Origin of the sequence: Bacillus sp. JJ1566 (assembly GCF_036962685.1) — a bacterium.
GTDB lineage: Bacteria > Bacillota > Bacilli > Bacillales > Bacillaceae_L > Ferdinandcohnia.
The window spans coordinates 1-23809 of sequence record NZ_JBALOP010000028.1; the positions used below are offsets into that span (position 1 = coordinate 1).

Sequence of the window (23809 nt, forward strand, 5' to 3'; positions counted from 1 at the left end):
TCTTCATCGGTGTTATGAAAGGGAAAAAGCGCGAGAGTCCTCATGCAAATCCCTTTCATTGGGGGAAATGAAGAGGAAAACGCCTGAGAGTCTGCACTCAAATCCCCTGCATTAAGGTGATGAAGAGGAAAACGCATGAAAGTCTCCGCGTAAATCCCTTTCATCCAAACTATGAAAAAAAAACGCAAGCAGCCCCCAAGCCAAATCCTCATCATCAAGCAAAATAAAGGGAGACCCCCGTGCGTCCCTGTTTTAAATTACCATTCATCAAGCTATGAAGTTTCAAACATGAACTCGGCCACCAGTTAATGGATCATCATCAATATCGGAACCACCAGAACCGTCCCCCGGTACCCTATCACAATCACACTTATGCTCAAAAGTCAACGTCCAACTGGCCCCCTTTTTTGAAAAATTTTCGAATCTATGAATATTATTTTAGACTTTGTCGAAAAATAATCGAAAAAAATTTTTTGAAAATGTATATAATTCCGCAAATCTGTTCAGAATGGTTGCTGAGGTGATAAACATGAGAGAGGAAGAAAAGAAACGTACTTCTCAAAAATCAAGTTTACAACGTTTATTTAGAAAGCGTTGGGTATTTCCAGCAATCTATTTGGTAAGTGCAGCACTCATTCTAACCGCGGTTTTATGGTTCACAGGGAAAAACGATGTAGCGAAGGATGATTTGAAATATGGTGAAAATCAGCCAGGAACAGCTACAGGTGAAGAACCAAGTGTACCAGTAAACCAAGCGGCAGAAAAATTTATGATGCCTGTCATTGACCAAGAGGCAATCCAAGTGTTTAGGGAATTCTACGATGCAGAGGCTTCAGCAGAAAAGCAAGAAGCAGCTCTTGTAGTCTATAACAATATCTATTCCCCTAACAAAGGAATTGACATCGTCGCTAAAAATGGTGAGGCATTTGAAGTGGTTGCATCATTAGCTGGAACAGTAACACGTGCAGAAAAGGATCCACTACACGGAAATGTTGTGGAAATTGAGCACACTGACGGTATAGTCACAATGTATCAATCGCTTGCAGACTTAAAAGTAGCAAAAGGTGACGTAGTTGAACAAGGTGAAGTCCTTGGAATGGCTGGCGAAAATCAATTTGATAAAGAAGCAGCAGTTCACGTACACTTTGAAATCCGTAACAACGGAGTAGCTGTCAATCCAATTGAGTATTTTGGACAATCTGTAACAACACTTGAAAATAGTGAGCAAGGAACAGAAGACAAAGAAGCTGCAAGTAAGGAAGAAGACAAGCAACCTACAAAAGACAAGCAATCTAAAGAAGAAGAGAAACCAGAAAACAGTAAGAAGCCAGCAGATAAAGAAGGCACTCCTGCTGACGATGAAGACTCAGGTGAAGAGGAAAATGCAAACTCAACTGATGCTTCAATCGGAATGGCAAAAGCGTAAACTAGGAGAAACAGTAGTCTAACTGTGGTGGCAACTTTAGCTAAAATTCAAACCGATTACTCAAACTGAGTAGTCGGTTTTTTTGGTATAATGAGGTAAAAAGGTAGAGGATACACCCAATGAAAAGTAATGATGAAATTTGGAATGAAGTGATCCACAGTATTAGCAAAATTGATTTTCCATCCGACAATCAAACCCTTAATGAAGCTTATCTTGCTTTCCAGTACTACTCAGAACTTGAAAGTGGCGGGCATGAGGCTTGGCTTAACTGGTGGCATGAGTATATTGAGGAAGTCGGCATTGCGACGTACATAAAAGAACTAACCCATATTTTTGAAAAAATCGGTGCCCAGGAATATGCGATTATTTTACAAAAATATGGTGCGGAAATGTGGCAGACATTTGTTGCGTTAGAGAATGGAGAAATCAACGAGGACCTTTTTTATCAAGTAATTGAAAAAGCCGACCAGGAATATTACAACCTAGAAGATAAACTCCAGCAGCTACTAGAATCTTATTTTGTAAACAATCATACGGATTTCATCAAATAAAGTGAAACTTCCATCAGTGGGGATTTTCTTCATCCCCAACTGATGGTTAGTTGAACCAATCGGGCTTTTACGGGCAGTTGATCCCCCATTTATAAGTTTTTGTTTCCCAAAAGTCTTGAAGTGAGGAGCATACTGCCCGTTAATGCTGGATAAATTAGCAAACAGCGACCATGATAGAAAATGGTTGCTGTTTTATTTTTTATTTTCTACTGAACTTTTTCCCCACCTCAAACGTATTATCTTCGGAAAAACATTTGAAAGGAACGTGATCTTCCATGACAGGACTTGAAGGTATTAACTGGGCGCTTATTGCACCGATTATCGTGATTCAATTGATTTTGATGGTGACGGCATTAATTGACCTTGCAAGAAGTGAACAAACGAATGGACCAAAAATTTTATGGGTGTTTGTCATTATTTTGGTAAGCATGCTTGGTCCGATTCTTTATTTTGTAATTGGAAGGAAGAGATAGGATGACAGAAACTCTAGTTTCAATCGAAAATTTAGTGAAACAGTTTGGGAAGGAAACAGCAGTCAATAATCTCTCCTTTGATATTAAAAAGGGAAGCTGCACAGCTCTACTTGGTCCAAATGGAGCAGGAAAAACAACAACCCTAAGGATGCTGGCAGGACTTCTTCACCCAACCTCAGGAAAAATTGCATTCGATGGCATGGAAAATGGTGACAATCGTAAATATATTGGCTACCTGCCCCAGCATCCGGTTTTTTACAATTGGATGTCGGCAACTGAATTTTTAGTCTATGTTGGTCAGCTTGCGCATTTACCAAAAAAGGAATCCCAGCAAAAAGCGGATGAATTGCTTGAATTAGTAGGAATCGCTGACGCAAAGAAAAAGAAAATTGGTGGTTTTTCGGGAGGAATGAAGCAGCGCTTAGGAATTGCACAGGCGATGATTCATGAACCAAAGCTTGTCATGCTTGATGAACCTGTATCAGCTCTTGACCCTGTTGGTCGTCGTGAAGTCATCGAGATGATGCGGGAATTGAAAAAGAAAACGACGATTCTATTCTCTACCCATGTGCTGCATGACGCAGAAGAGGTTTGTGACGATATTGTCATTATTCGTAAAGGGGAATTGGCATTAAGTGATTCGCTTGCGGGTCTACGAAAAAAGCACCAGCATGATGTGATCGTGATTGAAGCTGAAAAAGATATAACAGATTGGGCGAACGGCCTAACAGCAATAGAGTCGGTCCAAGAAGTAACCGTGGAGCGCACGACGGCAACAATTGTCGTAACACAGCTAGATGCTTCGCGAAATGCTATTTTACAAGATATCTTGATTAAAAAAATACCAGTTTCAACGTTTAAAATTGGGCAATCGTCCCTCGAGGATGTATTTATGAAGGTGGTGAAGTCATGAGGCAATGGTCAATATTGTTTAAAAAAGAATGGATCGAGATGACGAGGAATTTTAAAATCCTCTGGATTCCACTTGTCTTCATTTTACTAGGAATCATGCAACCAGTCACCTCGTATTATTTGCCGGAAATTATCAAAGCAGCGGGCGAGCTACCAGAGGGATCTACCTTTGATATTCCAGTGCCATCGCCACAAGAGGTGCTCGTGGGAACCTTTGGCCAGTATAGCCAAATCGGAATACTTGTGTTGGTGCTTGCGTTTATGGGGATTGTGGCAGCTGAGAAAATTAGTGGCGTGTCCGATATCATTCTCGTAAAACCTGTTTCGTTTGCAAATTATATTACATCAAAATGGCTCAGTATCGTTTTGATGACAATCGGTTCCTTTTTACTAGGTATCATAGCGTCTTGGTATTATACCGGCGTTTTAATTGGAGATATAGGGTTTGAAGAATTAATGAAGGGGTCGCTGGTGTATGGAACGTGGCTTGTGTTCCTTGTGACGGTCACACTTTTATTAAGCTCGCTATTTAAAAGCAATCTGTTAGTGGCGTTAATGTCGATCTTAGTAGCGATTGGGCTGTCCGCCATCACTTCCTTATTATCAAAATGGATGATGTGGAGTCCAGCAAGGCTGTCAACACATGCAAGTAGTCTTTTATTAACAGGAAGCCCGGACAAACATTTTACTCTATCATTGACAGTATCGATTCTATTAATTCTTGTCCTGCTTGTATGTGCAACCTATTTTTTTGCGAAGAAGGAAAGAGCAGCGTAATGAAACAAGGCGGGGCCAACTGGCCCAGCTTTGTTATTTAACAATGACTTCTCCTACCATGCCTTCCTTTGCATGGTATCGACATATCAGTTCATATGTACCTGGCATTTTTGGTCCCATAGTCACAATTTTTACTTGTTTTGGTTTGACTACATAATCAATTCCAAGCTTTTCTACTGTGAAGGTGTGTTCCTTAACGCCATTGTTTTTCATGACCAACACGAACGGCTTTCCATGGGGAATCGTAATGGCTTTCGGATTAAAATAATCATCGTTCAATTCGACCTCAATTTTTATTGCCTTCTCGATAGGCTGTGTCTCGGCAAATACACCAAGTGAGCCAACGACAAACAACGCAAGCACAATGCTCAAACTTGCTAACCACTTCATCTGCAATCCCTCCTTTCTTACTACTATCTTTTTCTAATTCGTAAAAATTATCACTACAAGTTGTCCTTATTAATCGTAAATCTTTTTAAAAAAATCGACTTTATCGACAATCCTTCTTAAACTTATTCTTAAAATCTACAGCCCTCGATTAAATACGAAAAAATTTTTAAAAATAGTCTCATAGTAACAGGTTTATTGTCAGAATAATGAGAACGATTTTTCAAGGAAATAGAAGGGGGGAGGTAGAATCTCTGTAATATTGGGAAAAGTCCTGTAAAAAAGATGTAGGAGGAGGGATGTTTTTTTATAAGGAAAAGGACTTACTCAATAGTATACTTAGGAGATGGTGCATAGGTCATGGGTAAAAAACAAACATTAAAAGGGTTACTCATTTTACTTGCGTTTTTATTAGTATTTTCTTCATTTGGAATGGGAGCATTTGCACAAACAAATAACGCAAAATCCTCAGCTCCCAAGCAGCTAGCAGAATTGTATGGAAGCATTAATCTTAAATCCTCAAAATCTACAAAAGTTATAGTAGAGCTTACCGAACAATCGATTGTTGAGGCAAAGCATACTGGAAAATCTCAATCAAAAGCAAATCTAGCAAAAGAGCGTCAAAAGGTAAAGGACTCAGTAAAACAAGCAGCAAAATCTAGTAAAGTGAACCGTGAGTACGATTATGTATTCTCTGGCTTTTCCGTTGAATTAAAAGCAAATGAAATCCCAGCATTGCTTTCCGTGCCTGGGGTAAAAGCAGTGTATCCTGATGTGGAATATACGGTGACGGGTGAGGAGTCCGAGCTTGTATCACCAGAAGTGTTCAGTCCACAAATGATGTACAGTGCACCTCATATTGGGGCTAATAAGGTGTGGGATGCAGGCTATACAGGTAAAGGCATTACAGTAGCTGTCATTGATACAGGTGCTGATTATACTCATCCTGATTTAGCTCATGCATTTGGGAAATATAAAGGATATGACTTTGTAGACAATGATAGTGATCCACAGGAAACTCCTAAGGGAGACCCACGTGGTGAGGAAACAGCGCACGGAACCCACGTATCTGGTACGGTTGCGGCAAATGGCCAGATTAAAGGGGTAGCTCCTGATGCAAAATTGCTAGCTTATCGTGTGCTAGGTCCTGGTGGAAGTGGTACAACTGAGAACGTTATCGCTGGTATCGAGAAGGCTGTTCAAGACGGTGCGGATGTAATGAACCTTTCATTAGGTAACTCATTAAACGACCCTGACTATGCGACAAGCACTGCGCTTGATTGGGCAATGGCAGAAGGAGTCGTTGCGGTTACTTCAAATGGTAACGCTGGATCGAAAAATTGGACAGTTGGTTCTCCTGGTACATCACGTGATGCTATTTCTGTAGGGGCTACACAGCTTCCGTTTAATGTGTATAATGCAACAATCTCTACAACTGAAGGCGTTGAATATCCTTCAGCAAAGGTTCAAGGATTCCCTAGTGATACGGAATTACTAGCGCTAAATGGAAAGGAATATGAGTTTGTACATGTCGGGTTTGGTTCACCTAAAGAGTTTGAAGGAAAAGATGTAAATGGAAAAATCGCGTTAATTAGCCGTGGAGCAGGAATTGCCTTCGTTGATAAAGCAATTGCAGCAAAAGCAGCGGGCGCTGTCGGTGCGATTATTTATAATAACGTGGCAGGTGAATTTGTGGATGTTCCAGGAATGGCAGTACCAACAATTAAGACAACGCAAGAGGATGGTAACAAGTTGATTGCTGAGCTTGAAAAAGGAAACAATAAAGTAAGCTTTACGATTACACCAGCGGGTTCAGTGGACGAAACAGTAGCTGACTTCTCATCTCGTGGACCTGTAAACTTCACATGGATGATCAAGCCTGACGTTTCTGCACCTGGTGTAAATATTACAAGTACAGTACCAACTCATGATCCTGCAAATCCACATGGTTATGCAGCATACCAAGGTACAAGTATGGCATCCCCACATGTTGCGGGTGCTGCGGCATTACTTTTACAAGCTCATCCTGATTGGAATGTAGATGACGTAAAAGCAGCATTAATGAATACTGCTGTAGAGTTAAAGGATGCGTCTGGAAAGGTATATCCACACAATACGCAAGGAGCGGGAAGTATTCGTCCGCTAGATGCAATCAATGCAAAAACACTTGCAACACCTGGAAGCCATTCATTTGGCGTGTTCTATAAGGACAAAGGAAAGCAGGTTGAAAAGCAGCATTTTACAATTAAAAATCTTTCAAATGAAAGAAAGACGTATAGCTTTGATGTTTCATTTGCTGGAAACCCAGCAGGTATTAAGGTTTCTACAAGCAATAACTTAAAAGTCAATGCGGGCCATTCACAAAAGGTAAATCTGAATGTTCAGGTGGATGCTGGAAAGCTTGAGCAGGGCTACTATGAAGGAACAATTACAATTAGTGATGGGACGAAAACATTTGATGTTCCAACCATCCTTTTTGTGAAAGAGCCTGATTATCCACGTGCTGAAGCAGCAATGGTTTCGTTTGATGACAATGGTAATTTAACTCAGGTGGGAGGCTTCTTCCCAGGTGGGGCAGAAGTAGCAGATTTCTTTGTGTATCTATCAAATGAAGATGGGGAGCCATTAGGATATATAGGTGACATTGCCTTGTATGAAAACGTTCCAGCTGGTTACCAGTATTTTGATTGGGATGGAACAGTCACACTTGCTTCAAATGGACAAAAAATCAAATTACCAAAAGGCAACTATTATAACGTGTATGTTTATGCAACATACCAAGGCCAAACAGATCTAGCAGGAACTAACTTCTTATACGAATAAGTAATAAAAAATGGTGTCAGGCAGTATTCTTGCCTTGACACCATTTTCTATAGCTTCAACCCTGTCCGACTCTTAAACCGTCTTAGTAAAATATGACTCTCTACCCTCGTAATTCCGTCCAAGCTGTAGAGCTCTTCGTTAATAAATTTTTCAAGCTTGGCGAAGTCCTCGACAAGGACGTGCATATGTAGGGTGCTTGGTCCTGTCATTTGGTAGCAGCTTGCGACACTTGGGTTGTTTGCAAGTGTTTCCGCAACCCTTACTAGTGAAGCGGGATCGCAGTCCACTTCGAAAAAAGCCGAGACCCCTTTTCCTACTTTTTCAGAATTAATCACAACGGAAAATTTTTCGATTACGCCTTTTTCAATCAGCTGATTAACGCGCTCGCGAATCGATACCCTTGAAAGACCGAGTTCTTTTCCAATATCAACGTAGGACATTCTTCCATTTATCGTTAACAGCTCAAGAATTTTTTTATCCGTTTCATCGATTTTCATTGATATCCCCACACTTCAACTTATTTTGGAATAACACATATTATCAAATTGGTCATGCTTACGATTTGTTGTATGCCGATGATTCAATTTTTCCGCGTATTTACTTATTTACTTAAAATTATAGAATATATTTTGAATTTCAATTATAATCATAATTATAATCAAAAAATTCCGTTTGTTAATCAATTTCCGAAAAATAACTAACAATTGTCAAAAATGGGGTACATAGAAGGGGGATATTTAAAATGAACTTGGATTATTTGAATTACCCGTATGCTTCGCAACGAATGGCGACTTTTGCGAAAAATGGGATGGTTGCAACATCCCAGCCATTAGCAGCCCAAGCAGGGTTGGACATTCTGAAAAAAGGCGGAAATGCAATTGATGCAGCCATTGCAACGGCTGCAACCTTAACTGTTGTAGAGCCGACCTCGAATGGAATCGGTGGGGATGCTTTTGCACTCGTATGGGTGAAGGGGGAACTTCACGGACTCAATGCCAGTGGACCGGCACCAAAAAGCATTTCAATTGATGCTGTAAAAGCAAAAGGTCATGAAGAAATGCCAACGTTTGGATTACTTCCAGTGACTGTACCGGGGGTTCCTTCCGCATGGGCAGAGCTGTCCCGACGTTTCGGTAAGCTCCCATTAACAGAAGTTTTGAAGCCAGCTATTCAATATGCTGAGGAGGGCTACCCACTATCACCTGTTCTAGCAAAATACTGGAAAGGTGCCTATAAAAGATATAAAGATACGTTTACAGCGCCGGAGTACAAGGGATGGTTTGATACCTTTGCGCCAGAAGGCCGTGCACCTGAGATTGGAGAGGTATGGAGCTCTGAAGGTCATGCGAATACCCTTCGTTCCATTGCTGAAACCAATGCAGAAAGCTTTTATAGAGGCGAGCTAGCTGATAAAATAGATGCCTTTTTTAAGGAACACGGTGGTTTCCTTTCAAAAGAAGATCTAGCAGATTACAAGCCTGAATGGGTACAGCCGATTTCGGTGAACTACCGTGGCTATGATGTGTGGGAGATTCCGCCAAACGGGCAAGGAATTGTCGCGTTGATGGCGCTTAATATGTTGAAAGGCTTTAACATCAATGAAAAAGAATCCGTTGAAACCTATCATAAGCAAATTGAAGCTATGAAACTTGCATTTTCAGATGGTAAAAAATATGTAACCGATCCTGAAAAGATGTCGGTGACAGCAGCGCAGCTTTTATCGGAAGAATTTGCAGAACAAAGAAGAGGCTTGATTGGTGACGAGGCACTAACACCAGAACCGGGAACACCACCTCGTGGCGGCACAGTGTATTTAGCGGCTGCTGATTCTGAGGGTAACATGATTTCCTATATTCAGAGTAATTACATGGGCTTTGGCTCTGGAATTGTGATTCCAGGAACGGGGATTGCCCTACAAAACCGCGGGCATGATTTTTCATTAGACCCAACTCACGAAAATGCGTTAGAGCCAGGTAAAAAGACGTACCACACGATCATCCCGGGTTTCTTAACAAAGGATGGCGAAGCGGTTGGCCCATTTGGGGTTATGGGTGGATACATGCAGCCTCAGGGCCACACGCAAGTGATCATGAATACAATTGATTTCCATCTGAACCCGCAGGCGGCACTTGACTCACCAAGATGGCAATGGATTGAAGATAAAAAGGTGTTGGTGGAACCAAACTTCCCAACACATGTTGCTCAAGCACTCGCGAGACGTGGCCATCAAATTCAAGTAGCACTTGATGGAGGCAGTTTTGGTCGTGGTCAAATCATTTGGAGAGACCCGAAGACCGGTGTTCTTTCAGGTGGTACGGAAGCGAGAACAGATGGTAGTATTGCCTCTTGGTAATCGAAAGGATGTTCAAAAAGTCCGGTGAAAATGACACATTGAATTTATGCGGACATTGCTCCGAGAACATCGTGAATTACTAGGTTATGCGCTTGCGTCTGTTAGTAAATTCTTGAAGTCAATTCCTCAGCGCAAGCTGCAAGGTTGATAACTCAAGCAGTTGCCTTGTTCCGGTACTCTAAGCTGCGCCGCTTGGAATTCTCGGTCCTTTTTATCCTCCTTTTGAACACTCACTTGAAACGGAAATGAGATGATAGTATGAAGCAGCTTGATTTATTTTTAGCATTTTTACGAGTCGGGCTTTTGGGGTATGGGGGCGGCCCCTCCTCAATCCCACTCGTTCATAAAGAGGTAGTTGGCAAATACAAATGGATGGATGACGATGAATTTGCCGATGTGCTTGCCCTCGGAAACACTTTACCCGGTCCGATTGCTACAAAAATGGCCGGCTATATTGGCTACCGCGTTGCCGGTGTGTTAGGGATGATTAATGCTGTGTTAGCAACAATCGTTCCCACGATTTTTATGATGATTATCCTGTTAACCTTTCTATCTTCTATTAAAGATCAGCCATGGGTGCAAGGGATGACAAAGGCTGTTGTACCGGTGGTTTGTGTCATGCTTGCAACCTTAACATGGGATTTCTTTAAAAAGTCAAAGGACTCGTTAGGCTGGAAGTTTGCAGCAGGAATCATCGTCGTGAGCTTTTTATTGATGGAGTTTGTGGGCGTTCATCCTGGAATCATCATTGGGGTTCTGTTAGTCGCCGCAATCGTCAAGAAAGACAAAGCTCCTGAGGTTGAAGAAAAGATAGAAAAGGGTGTTGGCATGTGATTTATTGGCAAATTTTCTTAGCCTTTTTTATACCAGGAATTGTTGGGTATGGTGGCGGTCCTGCTTCAATTCCACTCGTTGAAAATGAAGTCGTGGGACGCTACGGCTGGTTAAGCGTTTCGGAATTCAGTGAGGTGCTCGCTCTCGGAAATTCACTGCCAGGCCCAATTGCAACAAAAATGGCTGGCTATATTGGGTATGATGTAGCAGGAATTCCAGGTGCACTCGTTGGCATCTTTGCAACCGTGGCACCCTCTTTAATTTTGATGGTGGTCTTGTTAGGCTTTTTATACAAACATAAGGATTCCCCAAAGGTAAAACGGATGTCCAACTATGTGCGTCCAGCAATTGCTGTTTTACTCGGAATAATGACGATTAGCTTTTTCACAACTTCCTACGCGGATGCTGGTTTGTTACAAACCATTATGATCATTGTGGTTAGCTTTGTATTAATGGAAAAGCTGAAGGTCCATCCAGCCTATGTGATTATTGGAGCACTAGGATACGGAGCGTTTTTCTTAGCATAAAGAGGTGTAAACAATGAAAAAACTATTACTTACTGGGTTTGTCCCCTTTTTAGATAATCCAATCAACCCAACCGAGGAAATCGTCAACGTCTTGGCGGGGCAAACAATCGGTGGATATGAAATTGTAGGAAAGATTCTGCCGGTTGATTTTGCAGAATCAGCTAAACAATGTATCGAACATATCAATGAAGTAAAGCCAGATGTAGTGATTTCGTTAGGGCTTGCAGCAGGCAGAAATAAAATCACACCTGAGCGGATTGCAATCAACTGTCGCGATGGGGCTGCAGACAACAGTGGCGTGAAATTACAGGATGCGCCAATCGAAGAGGACGGACCAGCAGGTTATTTTTCGACCTTGCCAATTCGAGCATTTGTTGATGCTTCGGTTGAAAAAGGATACCCAGCAGTAATCTCAAACACTGCAGGGACGTATCTTTGCAATAATGTGATGTATTCAGTTTTGCATAAAATTGAGATGGAACAGCTCCCAATGCGCGCGGGATTTATTCATATTCCAGCATCACATGAGCTTGCACTGAAGAAAAATGGCATTCCAAGCTGGTCGTTAGCGGATCTAACAGAGTCAATTCGCGCGATGCTTGAGGTGTTTGGAGAGTAGGTTTTGGATTTACGGCTGATATTTTTAGGGTATAGCTAATAACCTAAATTTACGGCTAATAAATCGAAAATACGGCTACTATTTAAAATTTACGGCCAATACCCATTTGAATACAAGAAAAATAATTGAAAACACTAAGAGGAAGCCGATTTTAGGCTTCCTCTTTTTATATAGAAAGGATATTCAAAATGAAGCAATTCCACATTTTTTATGCGTTTTTCAAAGTAGGCTTGTTTGGGTATGGTGGCGGGCCATCGTCAATTCCGCTTGTCCATAAGGAAGCCGTTGAGCGATACAAATGGTTAACAGACGATGACTTTGGTGATATCTTAGCACTTGGAAATACGTTACCTGGACCTATCACGACAAAAATGGCCGGCTATATTGGGTATCGGGTCGGCGGCTGGCTTGGCATGATCAATGCAGTATTGGCAACCTCTGTCCCGACAATCCTTTTAATGATTGTATTACTTACCTCATTAGCCTCTTTTAAAAATCTTGACTGGGTACAGGGAATGACAAAAGCGGTGCTTGCCGTCGTTGGGGTCATGCTAGCATCGTTAACATGGGAATTTTTTATAAATGCCAAAAAAGGTCTTGGCTGGACGAAAGCCATTTTACTTGGACTACTCAGTGTCTTGGTGTTAGATGTACTCGGAGTACATCCAGGCATTTTAGTTGGCGGCTTGCTGGTCCTTGCCTTGTTGAAAAAGGACAAGCAGAAGGAGGAACAACTATGATCTACGTGCAGCTGTTTATTGCTTTTTTTATTCCGGGGATTCTAGGCTATGGCGGCGGTCCTGCGTCGATTCCGCTGGTTGAAAATGAAGTGGTCCATCGCTTTAACTGGCTTTCGGTTCATGAGTTTAGTGAAGTCATTGCGATTGGAAACGCGTTGCCAGGCCCGATTGCAACAAAGATGGCTGGGTATATCGGGTTTCAACAGGCAGGTCTGCTGGGCGCAGTGGTGGCTATCTTTGCAACAGTAGCCCCATCCTTGATTTTAATGATTAGCTTGCTTAGCATTTTGAAAAGGTTCAAGCATTCCCCAAAAGTAAAGCGAATGACGAACTATATCCGACCGACGATAGCAGTTCTTTTGGGCGCAATGGCATACCGCTTTTTTGAGGAGTCATATGTGGATGCCGGGTTGGTGCACACGATTATTTTAGTAGGATTGAGTTTTTTGCTGCTTGAAAAATGGAAGGTCCACCCCGCGTATGTGATTGTCGGATCTCTCGTATATGGTGCCGTGTTGTTATAATCCTATGGCCCAATTGACAAATTCATCTGATGAAAACGCCCTACTGTAACGAGAGATAACTGTAGGGTTTTTTTGACTTTTCGAAGCCCTCAAAACGACCAATTAATCCCCTAAATTTCCCCAAAATATTTTCTTGACGAGCCCTGGAAATAAATTGATAATATAAATGTTAGTAATTTTCGTAATATTATAAAATGTCCATCGTACATATATAAATGTATTCGTTCGATTTATTAAATTGTTGGCAACGCTTACATAACAAGGAGTGTTTATATATGGTCTTATATTTGATGCTATTTATTGTTGGATTTAGCCTTTTTATGGCGTTTAAGCGAAAGCGCCCACTCTTTTTACTTCTGCCCTTTGCATCCATCTTTGCGTATTTTGTCATCGAAATCATCCGTTTTCCAGCACCGCTAGGGGAAACGATTCGGTTTATTTTTAACCTAGGATAATAAACATTGTATCTTGAAGGAGGTGATACAAAAGACAAGACGCTTAACCGAAAGGCCACAAGGATTCTATTTTTTATGGAGGTGCTAGTAGTTGAAAAAAGTTGATAAGAAGATTGCTGATGGATACTTTAGGGAGAAAACGAGAAATATTATTATCTATCTTATTATCGGATTTCTTGTTTCATTTGGAGTGGTCCTGTTCGCAAAGCCACTTTCTACATTTTCGGTAAACGGATTGCCATTCCATTATTTCATGGGGGCACAGGGGGCAGTTGTCACCTTTATTATTATTCTTTTTGTAAATGCGAAGGTAAGCGACAAAATTGACCAAAAATACGGAATCGATGAAGAGAAGAACGAACAAATTAGCTCTGGAAAAGTGCTTGATCATTAATACTCTATCCTACCAATTAATCATACTCTTATTCTTTTAACCTACGTAACAGACATAACCCCTACTTCTAAGACGTTTCTTGATGAAAAAGTGAGTCTCAAACTCAGTAAGGATCATCCCACACTTCATTCTTAAAACTTACACAAGCTATACAAATGGATATAAAAAGAGGCTGTATATCCAACTAAATAGTAGTACCTATATTTGAACCCAAAGGGGGAGGAAATTTGGATACACAATTTCTGGTCTCATTATTAATTATTTTAGCGTCGTTTGGGCTTTATATTGGTATCGCCATTTTCAACCGGGTAAGCGCGACGTCAGATTTTTATGTAGCAGGACGCGGCGTTCCACCTATTTATAACGGGATGGCAATTGGAGCGGACTGGATGAGTGCGGCGTCGTTCATCGGGATGGCGGGAACAATCATGGCTCTTGGATATGGCGGACTTGCCTATATCATGGGATGGACAGGTGGCTATTTACTATTAACTTTCCTCCTTGCGCCACAGCTTCGAAAATATGGCCGATACACAGTACCTGAGTTTATCGGGGACCGCTTTGATAGCCATACAGCTCGTATCGTTGCGGCAATATGTACCATCATTATTTCATTTACGTACTCTATTGGTCAGTTATCTGGTTCAGGAGTTGTAATCGGGCGTCTTTTTGAAATTGATGCTTCAATTGGAACAATGATCGGGGTTGTGTTAATCGCATTCTACGCCGCAATGGGGGGAATGAAAGGAATCACGTGGACTCAGGTTGCGCAATACATTGTGTTGATTGTCGCATACTTGATTCCGGTTATTTTTATCTCTTTACAACTAACAAGCAATCCATTACCATGGTTGTCATATGGAAAAGTTGTCGAAGAAATTGGAGAGCTTGATCGTCAGCTTGGCTTCACAGAATACTTTGCACCGTTTGCAACAGGTTCTGAGTGGCAGTTTTTAGCGTTAATGTTCACCTTAATGTGTGGTACGGCTGGTTTGCCTCACGTTATTGTGCGTTTCTACACGGTTTCTACAATGAAGGCAGCGCGTTGGTCGGGTGCATGGGCGCTTTTATTCATTGGATTATTATACCTATCGGCTCCTGCATATGCAGCATTTTCACGTTTCATTCTTATGACTCAAGTGGCTGGCCAAAAAATGGCGGATCTTCCTCTTTGGACGCAAAGCTGGATTGATACGGGTCTATTAAAGCTTGCGGACGCAAATGGTGACGGAATTTTACAATGGCAGGAAATGACGATCGCAAATGACATTGTCGTTATGGCAACACCAGAAATTGCAAACCTCGGTGTATTTGTTATCGGGCTAGTGGCTGCTGGGGCGATGGCGGCCGCATTATCTACTGCTGGTGGATTAATGATTGCACTTTCTTCATCCTTTGCTCATGATATTTACTACCGTGTCTTAAAGCCAGAGGCATCGGAAAAAAATCGCTTGAATGTTGCGCGTTGGTCAATTGCGATTGCAACATTAATTGCTGGAATAGTTGCATTAAACCCTCCTGGAGCGATTACACAAATCGTCGCATGGGCCTTTGCGATTGCATCCAGTACATTCTTCCCTGCACTCGTACTTGGAGTCTGGTGGAAGCGGTCAAATGCGAAGGGTGTTATCTCAGGGATGCTTATCGGATTGGTCGTCGTGCTATCGTATATTTTTGCAGCGAAATACGGTGGCTTCACAGTCCTTGGCATCATCGATACAGGAGCAGGAATCTTTGGGGCAACAGCTGGTTTCTTAGGAAACATCATTGTTTCTCTCATGACCGAAGCTCCTTCTCAGGCAAAGCAAGACGAGGTAGTCGATATGCGCTATCCAGAGCAAATGGTCTACAAGGATGGCGAGGTTTGGCTGAAAGACGAGGCATAATATAAGGCATGCCTCACAGATAAAAAATTTCCGACGGTTCTACGGGGTAACCCGTAGAACCGTTTTAAAAGAGGGAAAAAACATGGAACAGCTCTATGAAATGGTGAAGGAACATCCCTTTTTTCAGGGATTGCCTCGAGAAGAAACACTGGAGCTTCTGTCATTCTGTCAGCAAAAATCCTTTATGCAATCAGATCCATTGTTTCATGCCAATGAGCAGCGGGAGGGGATACTTCTGCTGCTTTCTGGCGTTGCAGAAGTCTTTGTTGGGCCTAGTGAAAATCGAGAGGTCCTCGAAATTTTAAAGCCTGGAGAATTAATCGGGTTATCGAGCATCGCGGACTTAATTGGGGGCGAACAGCGTGACCTGGAATACCGAGTCGGTGTTATGGCAACAGAGCCTGGACAATGCTTATTAATCCCCAACCGTGTCACCCGAATACGCCTGCACGACCCAAACTTCCACCACTATCTTTTTACACAACTCGCGTTTCGCCTCAAAGAAATTTATAGCACATTAGCCGAGCAGGTGACAATTACAAGAAAGGCAAAAGAAAATGGTTCCCTCGTTCGAAGGGTTCAGGATATTATGACAAAGTCACTCATCGCAGTAGATCCAAGCACTGTTTGCAGTACTGTTGCACAACAAATGACGGAGCACCGAACGAGTTCTGTTCTTGTTGTTGAAAAGAAAAAGCTGCTTGGAATTATTACTGAGCGTGACCTTGTCTCACGAGTCATTTATGAAAGGAAAAATGGAAAGACAAACGCGTCCGATTTTATGACGAAAAGCCCCATTACGATTTCGAAATACGCTTATTGTTATGAGGCCCTATCAACCTTCATTTTACATGGTGTAAAGCATTTGCCTGTCGTTGATGAAAATGAAGTTGTAGGAATTATTACAATATCAGATGTCCTAAGGCAAAATACGGACAGCATGATGAGAACAATTAAGACGATTGAAATGGCAACACTCGATACTCTGCCATCTGTAAAAATAGCCATTTATGATGTCGTCGATACGCTATTAACCGACGATGTTCCGATTTTTAAAGTATTAGATAGTGTGACAAAACTTTATGACCGTCTTGTGAAACGATGTATTGAGATGGCAATTGAAGAACTTTCAAAAAGAGAAGAGTTGCTCCCGCCTCCTAGGTTTTGTTTTTACCAGATGGGCAGCGCTGGGCGTGAAGAGCAGTTTTTGTTAACTGATCAGGACCACTTCCTCGTTTACGAAAATAATACACCAGAGGTAACAAGCTATTTTTCCAAATTAGGAACAGAGATTGTTCAGTTGCTTGAAAAAGCTGGGTATGCGCGTTGTCTGGGGGATATGATGGCGAGTAACCCCATGTGGCGCGGATCACTGAAAACATGGATGGGTCGGGTTCAAACCTGGATTAGTCAGGCGACAAATCAAAATATGTTGCTTGCACAGAACTTTTTTTCCTACCGCTTTTTATATGGGGACGAGGAGCTCCATCAAGAAATTGAAAGACGGCTACTTGAAAAAATGAAGCATGCCAAAATCTTTTTTTACCGCCTCCATGAGCAGGAGCATCAAATACCTTCATTGGATCAACCAATTCGTGCTCTATTTAAATTAGATCGAAAGCAATTAGATATTAAAAAGGAAATCTTATTTCCCTACCACCATTGTTTGCAAATCTTATCTTTGGAATATGGCATTATCTCAGGAACGCCATTTCAGCGGATTGATAGATTAGTAGAGAAGAAAGTGTTTAGTGAAAGCTTTGGGAAGGATGTTAAGGCTGCTGTTTCAGATGTAATGCTGATTTATGTGAAGCAAAGATGGCGTCAATATCAAAATCAGGAGAAGCTTACATCAATCCTTCATTTTTCACATTTAACAACGAAGGAAAAGGAAGAACTCATTTTAAGTGTAAAAATTTTAAAGGAGATTCAAACTCTAGTAAATGCCCACTTTCAAATATGAGAGGAGCCCAAATTTTGATATTTGGTAGAAAGCCGCTTTGCGGGCAAATTCATAAGGAAATCCCATTATCGACCCCGATTGATGAGGTTTCATTTACGGTTTTTGATACAGAGACAACCGGATTTCAGGTGGCAACTGTGGATCGCTTAATTGAAATGGCAGCTGTTCAAGTTGAAGGATTGAAGGTTTGTGAGGAAGTACAATTTCATACATTTATTAACCCAAACCGACAAATTTCTCAGGAAATAATCGAATTGACAGGTATAACGGATGATAAAGTCGAAAACGCGCCGACATCGATTGAAGGGATTACAAGGTTATTTAAGTTCATAAAAGAAAACAACAGCAACTGCCTTGTCGGCCATTATGTGTTATTTGATATTGTTACCTTAAAAAGTGAACTGAAACGTGAAAAATACAGCCTTGGGAGGATGCCGACAATTGATACGTTGGATGTCATTGGCTATCTCTCACCGTCTTATGATATGCGCGATCTACACAGATACGCACAGAACTTCGGAACAAGATTATATGAACGACATACGGCCACCGGTGACGCCCTGACAACTGCTTATCTATTTGTTGAGCTCCTGTATCATTTTAAAGCTCGAGGAAAACGAACCTGGGGTGATTTACTCCAAGCAACCGAAAACCAAAGTAGGATTTTCTAAAGGAACACGGGTTGTCCGAGAAACAAAACGGCATGTCCTAGCTGGAAAAACAAGCGATTTTTAAAAATATTTTGATAAAAGCCTTGTCCCTCTTGACTTTTATAGCATAATCCCTCAACCAAGCTAATAAAATGTTACAAACCTAACAAAGAGAGTGTTTGAGGTGAGGGGGCGTATACCGTCTTCAAAGATCCAGCAATTCATATGAGAATACAATCCAAACTAATGACTTCTTCATTGAAGCAAGAACGCGTCTCATTTCACACTTCTCACATCCACATAGGGAGGGCGAGTAGTGTGCACGATTACATCAAAGAACGAACTATCAAGATTGGAAAGTATATCGTGGAGACAAGAAAAACAGTTCGCGTCATTGCGAAGGAATTTGGAGTTTCCAAAAGTACTGTCCATAAAGATTTAACTGAAAGGCTACCTGAAATCAATCCCGAACTAGCAAATGAAGTAAAAGAAATCCTTGATTACCATAAATCAATAAGGCATTTACGGGGTGGAGAAGCGACTAAGCTCAAGTATAAGAAAGAAGAGGAGTTACAAGAAGAGCCTGTGAAATAACATGCGTGGGGCTTTCCTCCTAATTTTTACGACATTTTCCTACAAAAAATTTACAAAATGTCTATTTAAAATGTTAAATTGTGATAGAATATATAATTAGGAAAATAATGTGCATTTGTGTTTAAATGCAAGGAGGAAAGTTACCCAAATGTTAGCTAGGGATATCGGTATCGATCTAGGAACTGCGAACGTACTTATACATGTAAAAGGTAAAGGAATTGTATTGAACGAGCCATCAGTTGTGGCATTAGATAGAAACACAGGCAAGGTTTTAGCTGTTGGTGAAGAAGCAAGACGAATGGTGGGTCGTACACCTGGAAATATTGTGGCGATTCGACCATTAAAAGACGGAGTGATTGCTGATTTTGATGTAACAGAAGCAATGCTCAAGCATTTTATCAACAAGTTAAATGTAAAAGGATTTCTTTCAAAACCAAGAATTCTGATTTGCTGCCCAACAAACATTACCTCTGTTGAGCAAAAAGCAATCAAGGAAGCTGCTGAAAAAAGCGGCGGAAAGAAAATCTATCTTGAAGAAGAACCAAAAGTGGCTGCGATTGGTGCGGGAATGGACATCTTCCAACCAAGCGGAAACATGGTCGTAGATATTGGCGGTGGTACTACAGATGTTGCTGTCTTATCAATGGGCGATATCGTCACCGCCTCTTCAATTAAAATGGCTGGAGACACATTTGATGCGGAAATCTTAAGCTATATTAAGCGTGAGTACAAGCTTCTAATTGGGGAAAGAACAGCTGAAAACATTAAAATTCAAGTTGCGACTGTTTTCCCAGATTCACGTCATGAGGAAATCGATATTCGTGGACGGGACATGGTAACAGGTTTACCACGTACACTGACAATCAAGTCTGAGGAAATCGAAAAAGCACTTCGTGAACCGGTTTCTGCAATTGTACAAGCTGCAAAAAGTGTTCTTGAACGAACACCACCTGAGCTTTCTGCGGACATCATCGACCGTGGTGTAATTTTAACAGGCGGTGGCGCTTTACTTCACGGTGTGGATCAGCTTTTAGCAGAAGAATTACGTGTTCCTGTGTTAATTGCTGAAGACCCAATGGAGTGTGTAGCGATCGGAACAGGCATCATGCTTGAAAACTTGGACAAGCTACCACGCAGAAAACTAGTCTAAATACGTAATAGAGGACCTTTCCGAAATGGCAGGTCCTTTCCCACTTTTTTTATTGTCTGGCTCCAGCGCCTAGCCCCTCTAGGTCATAAGCCAATCCGTCAAGAAGGATAAAAGGCATCCTTCATGCCGGCTTTTCTTATGAGAGTCGGACTTGCACAGGAAGTGCTGACATCGACGTTTGCCACAGGACGTGGCAGTAGTTAGTCGATGTTCCTCTTCCAAGGCGCTTGCGCTTTTCTATCGTGTGGCTATATTTTACAGATGAAGAAATAGGGATTTCCTACTATAATTAAAACTAAGTATGTGCTTGGAAAAATGAGGTGAGTTCATGTTACGTGGATTTTATTCTGCAGCAGCTGGAATGTTTGCTCAGCAGCGTCGGACCGAAATGCTAACGAACAATATTGCAAATGCCAATACACCTGGCTATAAAGTGGACCAAGGCTCTTTACGTGCATTTCCAGAAATGCTCATGCAACGTCTTGAAGGTGTACAAAGCCCTGCTAAAAATGGTGGCAGCCTTCGGACAGCAAGCAGGATCGGTGGCCTTAACACAGGTGTGTACATGCAGGAAATGATTCCGCTGTTCAAGCAAGGAGATATCCGCGAAACAGGGCTTCGGGCAGATGTGGCGTTGGTGAATGGGAACCTGCCAATCAATGCAGAAACGAATAAACCGGGTTCTGTGTTTTTTACCGTTCAAAATGCAAACGGTGATGTACGCTATACAAGAAATGGAAACTTCACCGTTGACCCTGCAGGTTTTTTAACGACAAACGAAGGCTTTTATGTGCTTGATGAAAACGGAAATCGAATTGCACTTGAGAATGATCAGTTTGACGTGTCAGCCGATGGAAGCATAATCGTTAACGGACAAACTCAGTCGCGTCTAGGTATTGCTTTTTCAGAAAATCCATTGAACCTGATAAAAGAAGGAAATGGATTGTACCGCACAAATGACGGTGAAGTGTTGCCAAACGCTGGAGCAAATCCAGAAGTGTCTTATTCTTTAAAACAAGGATTCCTTGAAGGCTCAAATGTGGATGTGAGTCAGGCGATGACAGAAATGATGACCGCATACCGTACATTCGAAGCCAACCAAAAGGTGCTTCAAGCATATGACAAGAGCATGGACAAAGCGGTTAACGAGATTGGAAGATTATAAGAAAAGCGCAAGGTGCGCCCCAATTCCGGTGCGTCTTAAGCTAGACATAAAGAAAACAAGGGAGGCCTTTTGAATGCGTTCGATGATTACGGCGACAAATACGATGAGTCAGCTGCAAAAGCAGCTTGATACAATTGGGCATAATCTAGCTAATATTGATACGACCGGGTATAAAAAGCGCCAGGTCAACTTTAGTGAGCTTTTATCCCAACAATTCAATAATCAACCTGTAACCGCGCAAGAGCAGGGCCGCGTGACTCCTAATGGAATACGCGTAGGCGTTGGTGCTCGGCTTGGCCATACAAATATGATGATGACTCAAGGTTCCATCAAAACAACAGATCGTGAGCTAGATATCGCGTTTACAAAGGAAAATCAGTTTTTACAAGTGTTAGTGGATGAAGATGGTGTCCAGGTCCCTCGTTTTACAAAGGATGGTGCCCTTTATTTGTCTCCTGCAAATGATGGAACAAATCGTGTTTCCCTCGTGACAAGTGGCGGTCATCCTGTTTTAGACCAAGATGGAGAGCCAATTGTGTTTGTTGACAATTTTAAAGAAATTAAAATCTCAACAAACGGCGAGTTAACGGTCGTTCCCGAGGCAGGCGTACCTCAAACATTTAATCTGTCAGTCGTGCAAATAAATAAGCCACAGCTCCTTCAAGCAATGGGACAAAACCAATTTGCATTACCTGACTTGGCGCAGCTTGGAATCGCGGCGGATGATGTATTCGTTTCACTTCAAGGTGCTTTACGTGAACAAGTTAGCATGCAACAAGGCGCACTTGAACAATCAAACGTTGATTTGACAACTGAAATGTCTGACCTGCTGCTGACCCAACGCTCATATCAATTTAATGCAAAATCAATCTCGATTTCGGACCAGATGATGGGACTTGTAAACGGAATTAGATAAGTGATAAAAATAAAAATCTACGTAGATACTATAAAGTAAGGTAGGTAATCGGTGAAACTCGGAACAACCTAAAGATAAGGGGTAATCTCAGTGACAAGTGAACTTAACAATACACAAGTAAAATCACGCGAAGACTTTCGAAAGGCGCGTGACGAAGAAAAGAATACGGGAAAAGAGCCGAAAAAGAAGCGTGAAGGAAAGCTTCGAATTCGTTTAATTCCGATTTGGATACGACTTTTGCTCGTTGTAGTTCTTTTTGCAGCCAGCGTCATGATTGGTTTGGTTGTAGGTTACGGAGTCATTGGAGATGGTGATCCGAGCGATGCCTTGAAAAAAGAAACATGGCAGCATATTGTAGACCTTGTCAATAAAGATGCTGAAAAATAGAAGAGGGCGTATGCCTTCTTTTTTCATTCGGGGAAATTTACTCTTTCCCGAATACTTGTATTATAATAAGCTTTATACGCTAACTTTATTCAGTAGAAGTCATTAACTTCTACTGAATAAAGGAGAGGCTCCGGCGGAGACATGCGATTTTCAAAGGAAGTTTTTCGAGCATAAGATCAAAGACTAAAAACGCCACGTCCTGTGGCAACGTCTTTGTGACCCACGTCGTATGGGCCTAAAAAATCTGTGCGCAAAATACGCCAAGGCGCATTTGATTGTATACATAGAGGAGGAAATTAAAAATTATGTACGATATCAATGAAATAAAGGAAATTATCCCACATCGCTATCCATTTTTATTAGTCGATCGAATTCTTGAATTGGAAGAGGGAAAACGTGCACTTGGTATTAAAAATGTAACGGCAAACGAGGAGTTTTTCAACGGACATTTCCCTGGATATCCTGTAATGCCAGGTGTGTTAATCGTAGAAGCATTAGCTCAGGTTGGCGCAGTGGCGATGCTTAAAAAAGAAGAAAACAAGGGCAGACTTGCATTCTTTGCGGGAATTGACAATTGCCGTTTTAAAAAGCAGGTAGTCCCTGGTGACCAGCTTCGTCTTGAAGTGGAAATCACTCGTCTTCGCGGATCGATTGGTAAAGGAAAAGCTGTTGCTACTGTGGACGGCGAGCTTGTTTGCGAAACAGAAATCATGTTTGCCTTAGGGGATAAAACAGAATAAGCGTAGTTTAGTCAACCCGGATGGAATAAACCATCTGGGTTTTTTATTCTTTTTTGATGAATTTGTAATTTCTTTGATACATTTTTAAACTTCGGGGAAAGCTAACAACAGACCAAGTAGGTCAATCCAATACTTAGAAGAAAGCTGAAAGGAGAATATGCAATGAACAACAAATGGTTCTTAAAGCTAATGGGGTCACTCCTTGCCGTGTTTTTAATTACAGGCTGTAACACTGATGACCAAAATCCACCTCCAGAGAATGATGGACTTGAAACACCTGGTGAGGATTTCAATAATGACGTGAATAATAACAACAACATGGATAATAATGTGACTCCAGAGGAAGATGTCGTCCCTAACAACAACGGTCTCAACAAAGGAGACCAAGACGTCGTTGAAGATGAGAATAATGATGGAGATCTTGATATCAACAATGACGATGATGACCGTAATGGTAACATGAATGGGACAAATCCTACTGGAACTGGTGGAGTTAATGGTACAGGAACCGGTGGTACAGGCACTGGAGGAAAATAAGAATCAAATATAGAAAAGGCAGGATG

Annotated in this window: 26 protein-coding genes; 24 read left to right on the forward strand and 2 right to left on the reverse strand. The window is 41.6% G+C overall.

All coding sequences use genetic code 11. The features are described from left to right. The first annotated feature begins 529 nt into the window (after positions 1-529). The 5 genes from V7112_RS12390 to V7112_RS12410 all read left to right on the forward strand — a co-directional run bounded on the left by V7112_RS12390 (position 530) and on the right by V7112_RS12410 (position 4139). Entirely contained in the window at positions 530-1426 is an 897-nt protein-coding gene (locus V7112_RS12390) for a M23 family metallopeptidase (RefSeq protein ID WP_335419886.1), read from the forward strand. A 119-nt stretch (positions 1427-1545) separates the two neighbouring features. Then, positions 1546-1977 (forward strand): DMP19 family protein, encoded by a 432-nt coding sequence (locus tag V7112_RS12395; protein WP_335419888.1) that lies wholly within the window; start codon positions 1546-1548, stop codon positions 1975-1977. 275 nt (positions 1978-2252) lie between these two features. Further along, the gene (locus V7112_RS12400) at positions 2253-2450 is read left to right on the forward strand and encodes a PLD nuclease N-terminal domain-containing protein (RefSeq protein WP_335419891.1); all 198 of its coding nucleotides are present in this window, start codon (positions 2253-2255) and stop codon (positions 2448-2450) included. A 1-nt stretch (position 2451) separates the two neighbouring features. Next, positions 2452-3363 (forward strand): ABC transporter ATP-binding protein, encoded by a 912-nt coding sequence (locus V7112_RS12405; RefSeq protein WP_335419894.1) that lies wholly within the window; start codon positions 2452-2454, stop codon positions 3361-3363. After that, on the forward strand, positions 3360-4139 hold the full coding sequence (locus V7112_RS12410; RefSeq protein WP_335419897.1) for an ABC transporter permease: 780 nt from the start codon (positions 3360-3362) through the stop codon (positions 4137-4139). Before V7112_RS12405 ends, V7112_RS12410 begins: the two co-directional genes overlap by 4 nt. A 33-nt stretch (positions 4140-4172) precedes the next feature. Here V7112_RS12410 and V7112_RS12415 read toward each other — a convergent pair whose 3' ends face one another. Then, positions 4173-4529 (reverse strand): cupredoxin domain-containing protein, encoded by a 357-nt coding sequence (locus V7112_RS12415; RefSeq protein WP_335419900.1) that lies wholly within the window; start codon positions 4527-4529, stop codon positions 4173-4175. Positions 4530-4886: 357 nt separating this feature from the next. On the opposite strand from V7112_RS12415, the gene V7112_RS12425 reads away from it, so the two are divergent. Beyond that, on the forward strand, positions 4887-7349 hold the full coding sequence (locus V7112_RS12425) for a S8 family serine peptidase (RefSeq protein ID WP_438823887.1): 2463 nt from the start codon (positions 4887-4889) through the stop codon (positions 7347-7349). 47 nt (positions 7350-7396) lie between these two features. Here the strand turns inward: V7112_RS12425 and V7112_RS12430 are convergent, their stop codons facing one another. Next, positions 7397-7846, reverse strand: a complete 450-nt coding sequence (locus tag V7112_RS12430) for an Lrp/AsnC family transcriptional regulator (RefSeq protein ID WP_335419903.1) — start codon at positions 7844-7846, stop codon at positions 7397-7399. 245 nt (positions 7847-8091) lie between these two features. Here V7112_RS12430 and V7112_RS12435 point away from each other — a divergent pair, with 245 nt between their 5' ends. From V7112_RS12435 to V7112_RS12520, 18 genes are all read left to right on the forward strand, one after another. Beyond that, positions 8092-9702, forward strand: coding sequence for a gamma-glutamyltransferase family protein (locus V7112_RS12435; protein ID WP_335419907.1), 1611 nt, complete (start codon positions 8092-8094; stop codon positions 9700-9702). 258 nt (positions 9703-9960) lie between these two features. Next, a complete protein-coding gene (locus V7112_RS12440; protein ID WP_335419910.1) occupies positions 9961-10536 on the forward strand; it encodes a chromate transporter in 576 nt (191 codons plus the stop codon). Further along, positions 10533-11063: a chromate transporter gene (locus V7112_RS12445; protein ID WP_335419913.1), complete on the forward strand. Its 531-nt coding sequence runs from the start codon at positions 10533-10535 to the stop codon at positions 11061-11063. Before V7112_RS12440 ends, V7112_RS12445 begins: the two co-directional genes overlap by 4 nt. A gap of 13 nt (positions 11064-11076) precedes the next feature. Beyond that, complete coding sequence (gene pcp / locus V7112_RS12450; protein ID WP_335419916.1) at positions 11077-11682, forward strand: pyroglutamyl-peptidase I; 606 nt, start codon at positions 11077-11079, stop codon at positions 11680-11682. A gap of 188 nt (positions 11683-11870) precedes the next feature. Further along, on the forward strand, positions 11871-12422 hold the full coding sequence (locus V7112_RS12455; RefSeq protein WP_335419918.1) for a chromate transporter: 552 nt from the start codon (positions 11871-11873) through the stop codon (positions 12420-12422). Next, positions 12419-12946: a chromate transporter gene (locus V7112_RS12460; protein WP_335419921.1), complete on the forward strand. Its 528-nt coding sequence runs from the start codon at positions 12419-12421 to the stop codon at positions 12944-12946. Before V7112_RS12455 ends, V7112_RS12460 begins: the two co-directional genes overlap by 4 nt. A gap of 275 nt (positions 12947-13221) precedes the next feature. Next, complete coding sequence (locus V7112_RS12465; RefSeq protein ID WP_335419924.1) at positions 13222-13401, forward strand: hypothetical protein; 180 nt, start codon at positions 13222-13224, stop codon at positions 13399-13401. A gap of 91 nt (positions 13402-13492) precedes the next feature. Continuing rightward, positions 13493-13795: a DUF4212 domain-containing protein gene (locus V7112_RS12470; protein WP_116352046.1), complete on the forward strand. Its 303-nt coding sequence runs from the start codon at positions 13493-13495 to the stop codon at positions 13793-13795. A gap of 227 nt (positions 13796-14022) precedes the next feature. After that, positions 14023-15681, forward strand: coding sequence for a sodium:solute symporter family protein (locus V7112_RS12475; protein WP_335419929.1), 1659 nt, complete (start codon positions 14023-14025; stop codon positions 15679-15681). Between the two features lie 82 nt (positions 15682-15763). After that, entirely contained in the window at positions 15764-17644 is a 1881-nt protein-coding gene (locus tag V7112_RS12480; protein WP_335419934.1) for a DUF294 nucleotidyltransferase-like domain-containing protein, read from the forward strand. Positions 17645-17658: 14 nt separating this feature from the next. Beyond that, positions 17659-18315, forward strand: a complete 657-nt coding sequence (locus V7112_RS12485) for a 3'-5' exonuclease (RefSeq protein ID WP_335419936.1) — start codon at positions 17659-17661, stop codon at positions 18313-18315. A gap of 297 nt (positions 18316-18612) precedes the next feature. Further along, positions 18613-18888 carry a sporulation transcriptional regulator SpoIIID gene (gene spoIIID / locus V7112_RS12490; RefSeq protein ID WP_010677153.1) on the forward strand — a complete coding sequence of 92 codons (276 nt, stop codon included), beginning with the start codon at positions 18613-18615 and terminating at the stop codon, positions 18886-18888. A 148-nt stretch (positions 18889-19036) separates the two neighbouring features. Continuing rightward, positions 19037-20038 carry a rod shape-determining protein gene (locus V7112_RS12495; RefSeq protein ID WP_335419940.1) on the forward strand — a complete coding sequence of 334 codons (1002 nt, stop codon included), beginning with the start codon at positions 19037-19039 and terminating at the stop codon, positions 20036-20038. 328 nt (positions 20039-20366) lie between these two features. After that, positions 20367-21203, forward strand: a complete 837-nt coding sequence (locus V7112_RS12500; protein ID WP_335419943.1) for a flagellar hook-basal body protein — start codon at positions 20367-20369, stop codon at positions 21201-21203. Positions 21204-21276: 73 nt separating this feature from the next. Next, positions 21277-22119, forward strand: coding sequence for a flagellar hook-basal body protein (locus V7112_RS12505; protein WP_335419946.1), 843 nt, complete (start codon positions 21277-21279; stop codon positions 22117-22119). A 90-nt stretch (positions 22120-22209) separates the two neighbouring features. Then, entirely contained in the window at positions 22210-22506 is a 297-nt protein-coding gene (locus V7112_RS12510; protein WP_335419948.1) for a DNA-directed RNA polymerase subunit beta, read from the forward strand. Positions 22507-22811: 305 nt separating this feature from the next. Continuing rightward, positions 22812-23246 carry a 3-hydroxyacyl-ACP dehydratase FabZ gene (gene fabZ / locus V7112_RS12515; protein WP_335419951.1) on the forward strand — a complete coding sequence of 145 codons (435 nt, stop codon included), beginning with the start codon at positions 22812-22814 and terminating at the stop codon, positions 23244-23246. A 162-nt stretch (positions 23247-23408) separates the two neighbouring features. Beyond that, positions 23409-23783: a hypothetical protein gene (locus V7112_RS12520; protein ID WP_335419953.1), complete on the forward strand. Its 375-nt coding sequence runs from the start codon at positions 23409-23411 to the stop codon at positions 23781-23783. The last annotated feature ends 26 nt before the right edge of the window (positions 23784-23809 follow it).

Excerpts from the sequence above, each read along its gene's own strand:
- V7112_RS12390 (WP_335419886.1), top strand. The coding sequence starts at position 530 with ATGAGAGAGGAAGAAAAGAAACGTACTTCTCAAAAATCAAGTTTACAA.
- V7112_RS12395 (WP_335419888.1), top strand. The coding sequence starts at position 1,546 with ATGAAAAGTAATGATGAAATTTGGAATGAAGTGATCCACAGTATTAGC.
- V7112_RS12400 (WP_335419891.1), top strand. The coding sequence starts at position 2,253 with ATGACAGGACTTGAAGGTATTAACTGGGCGCTTATTGCACCGATTATC.
- V7112_RS12405 (WP_335419894.1), top strand. The coding sequence starts at position 2,452 with ATGACAGAAACTCTAGTTTCAATCGAAAATTTAGTGAAACAGTTTGGG.
- V7112_RS12410 (WP_335419897.1), top strand. The coding sequence starts at position 3,360 with ATGAGGCAATGGTCAATATTGTTTAAAAAAGAATGGATCGAGATGACG.
- V7112_RS12415 (WP_335419900.1), bottom strand. The coding sequence starts at position 4,529 with ATGAAGTGGTTAGCAAGTTTGAGCATTGTGCTTGCGTTGTTTGTCGTT.
- V7112_RS12425 (WP_438823887.1), top strand. The coding sequence starts at position 4,887 with ATGGGTAAAAAACAAACATTAAAAGGGTTACTCATTTTACTTGCGTTT.
- V7112_RS12430 (WP_335419903.1), bottom strand. The coding sequence starts at position 7,846 with ATGAAAATCGATGAAACGGATAAAAAAATTCTTGAGCTGTTAACGATA.
- V7112_RS12435 (WP_335419907.1), top strand. The coding sequence starts at position 8,092 with ATGAACTTGGATTATTTGAATTACCCGTATGCTTCGCAACGAATGGCG.
- V7112_RS12440 (WP_335419910.1), top strand. The coding sequence starts at position 9,961 with ATGAAGCAGCTTGATTTATTTTTAGCATTTTTACGAGTCGGGCTTTTG.
- pcp (WP_335419916.1), top strand. The coding sequence starts at position 11,077 with ATGAAAAAACTATTACTTACTGGGTTTGTCCCCTTTTTAGATAATCCA.
- V7112_RS12455 (WP_335419918.1), top strand. The coding sequence starts at position 11,871 with ATGAAGCAATTCCACATTTTTTATGCGTTTTTCAAAGTAGGCTTGTTT.
- V7112_RS12460 (WP_335419921.1), top strand. The coding sequence starts at position 12,419 with ATGATCTACGTGCAGCTGTTTATTGCTTTTTTTATTCCGGGGATTCTA.
- V7112_RS12465 (WP_335419924.1), top strand. The coding sequence starts at position 13,222 with ATGGTCTTATATTTGATGCTATTTATTGTTGGATTTAGCCTTTTTATG.
- V7112_RS12480 (WP_335419934.1), top strand. The coding sequence starts at position 15,764 with ATGGAACAGCTCTATGAAATGGTGAAGGAACATCCCTTTTTTCAGGGA.
- V7112_RS12495 (WP_335419940.1), top strand. The coding sequence starts at position 19,037 with ATGTTAGCTAGGGATATCGGTATCGATCTAGGAACTGCGAACGTACTT.
- V7112_RS12500 (WP_335419943.1), top strand. The coding sequence starts at position 20,367 with ATGTTACGTGGATTTTATTCTGCAGCAGCTGGAATGTTTGCTCAGCAG.
- V7112_RS12505 (WP_335419946.1), top strand. The coding sequence starts at position 21,277 with ATGCGTTCGATGATTACGGCGACAAATACGATGAGTCAGCTGCAAAAG.
- fabZ (WP_335419951.1), top strand. The coding sequence starts at position 22,812 with ATGTACGATATCAATGAAATAAAGGAAATTATCCCACATCGCTATCCA.
- V7112_RS12520 (WP_335419953.1), top strand. The coding sequence starts at position 23,409 with ATGAACAACAAATGGTTCTTAAAGCTAATGGGGTCACTCCTTGCCGTG.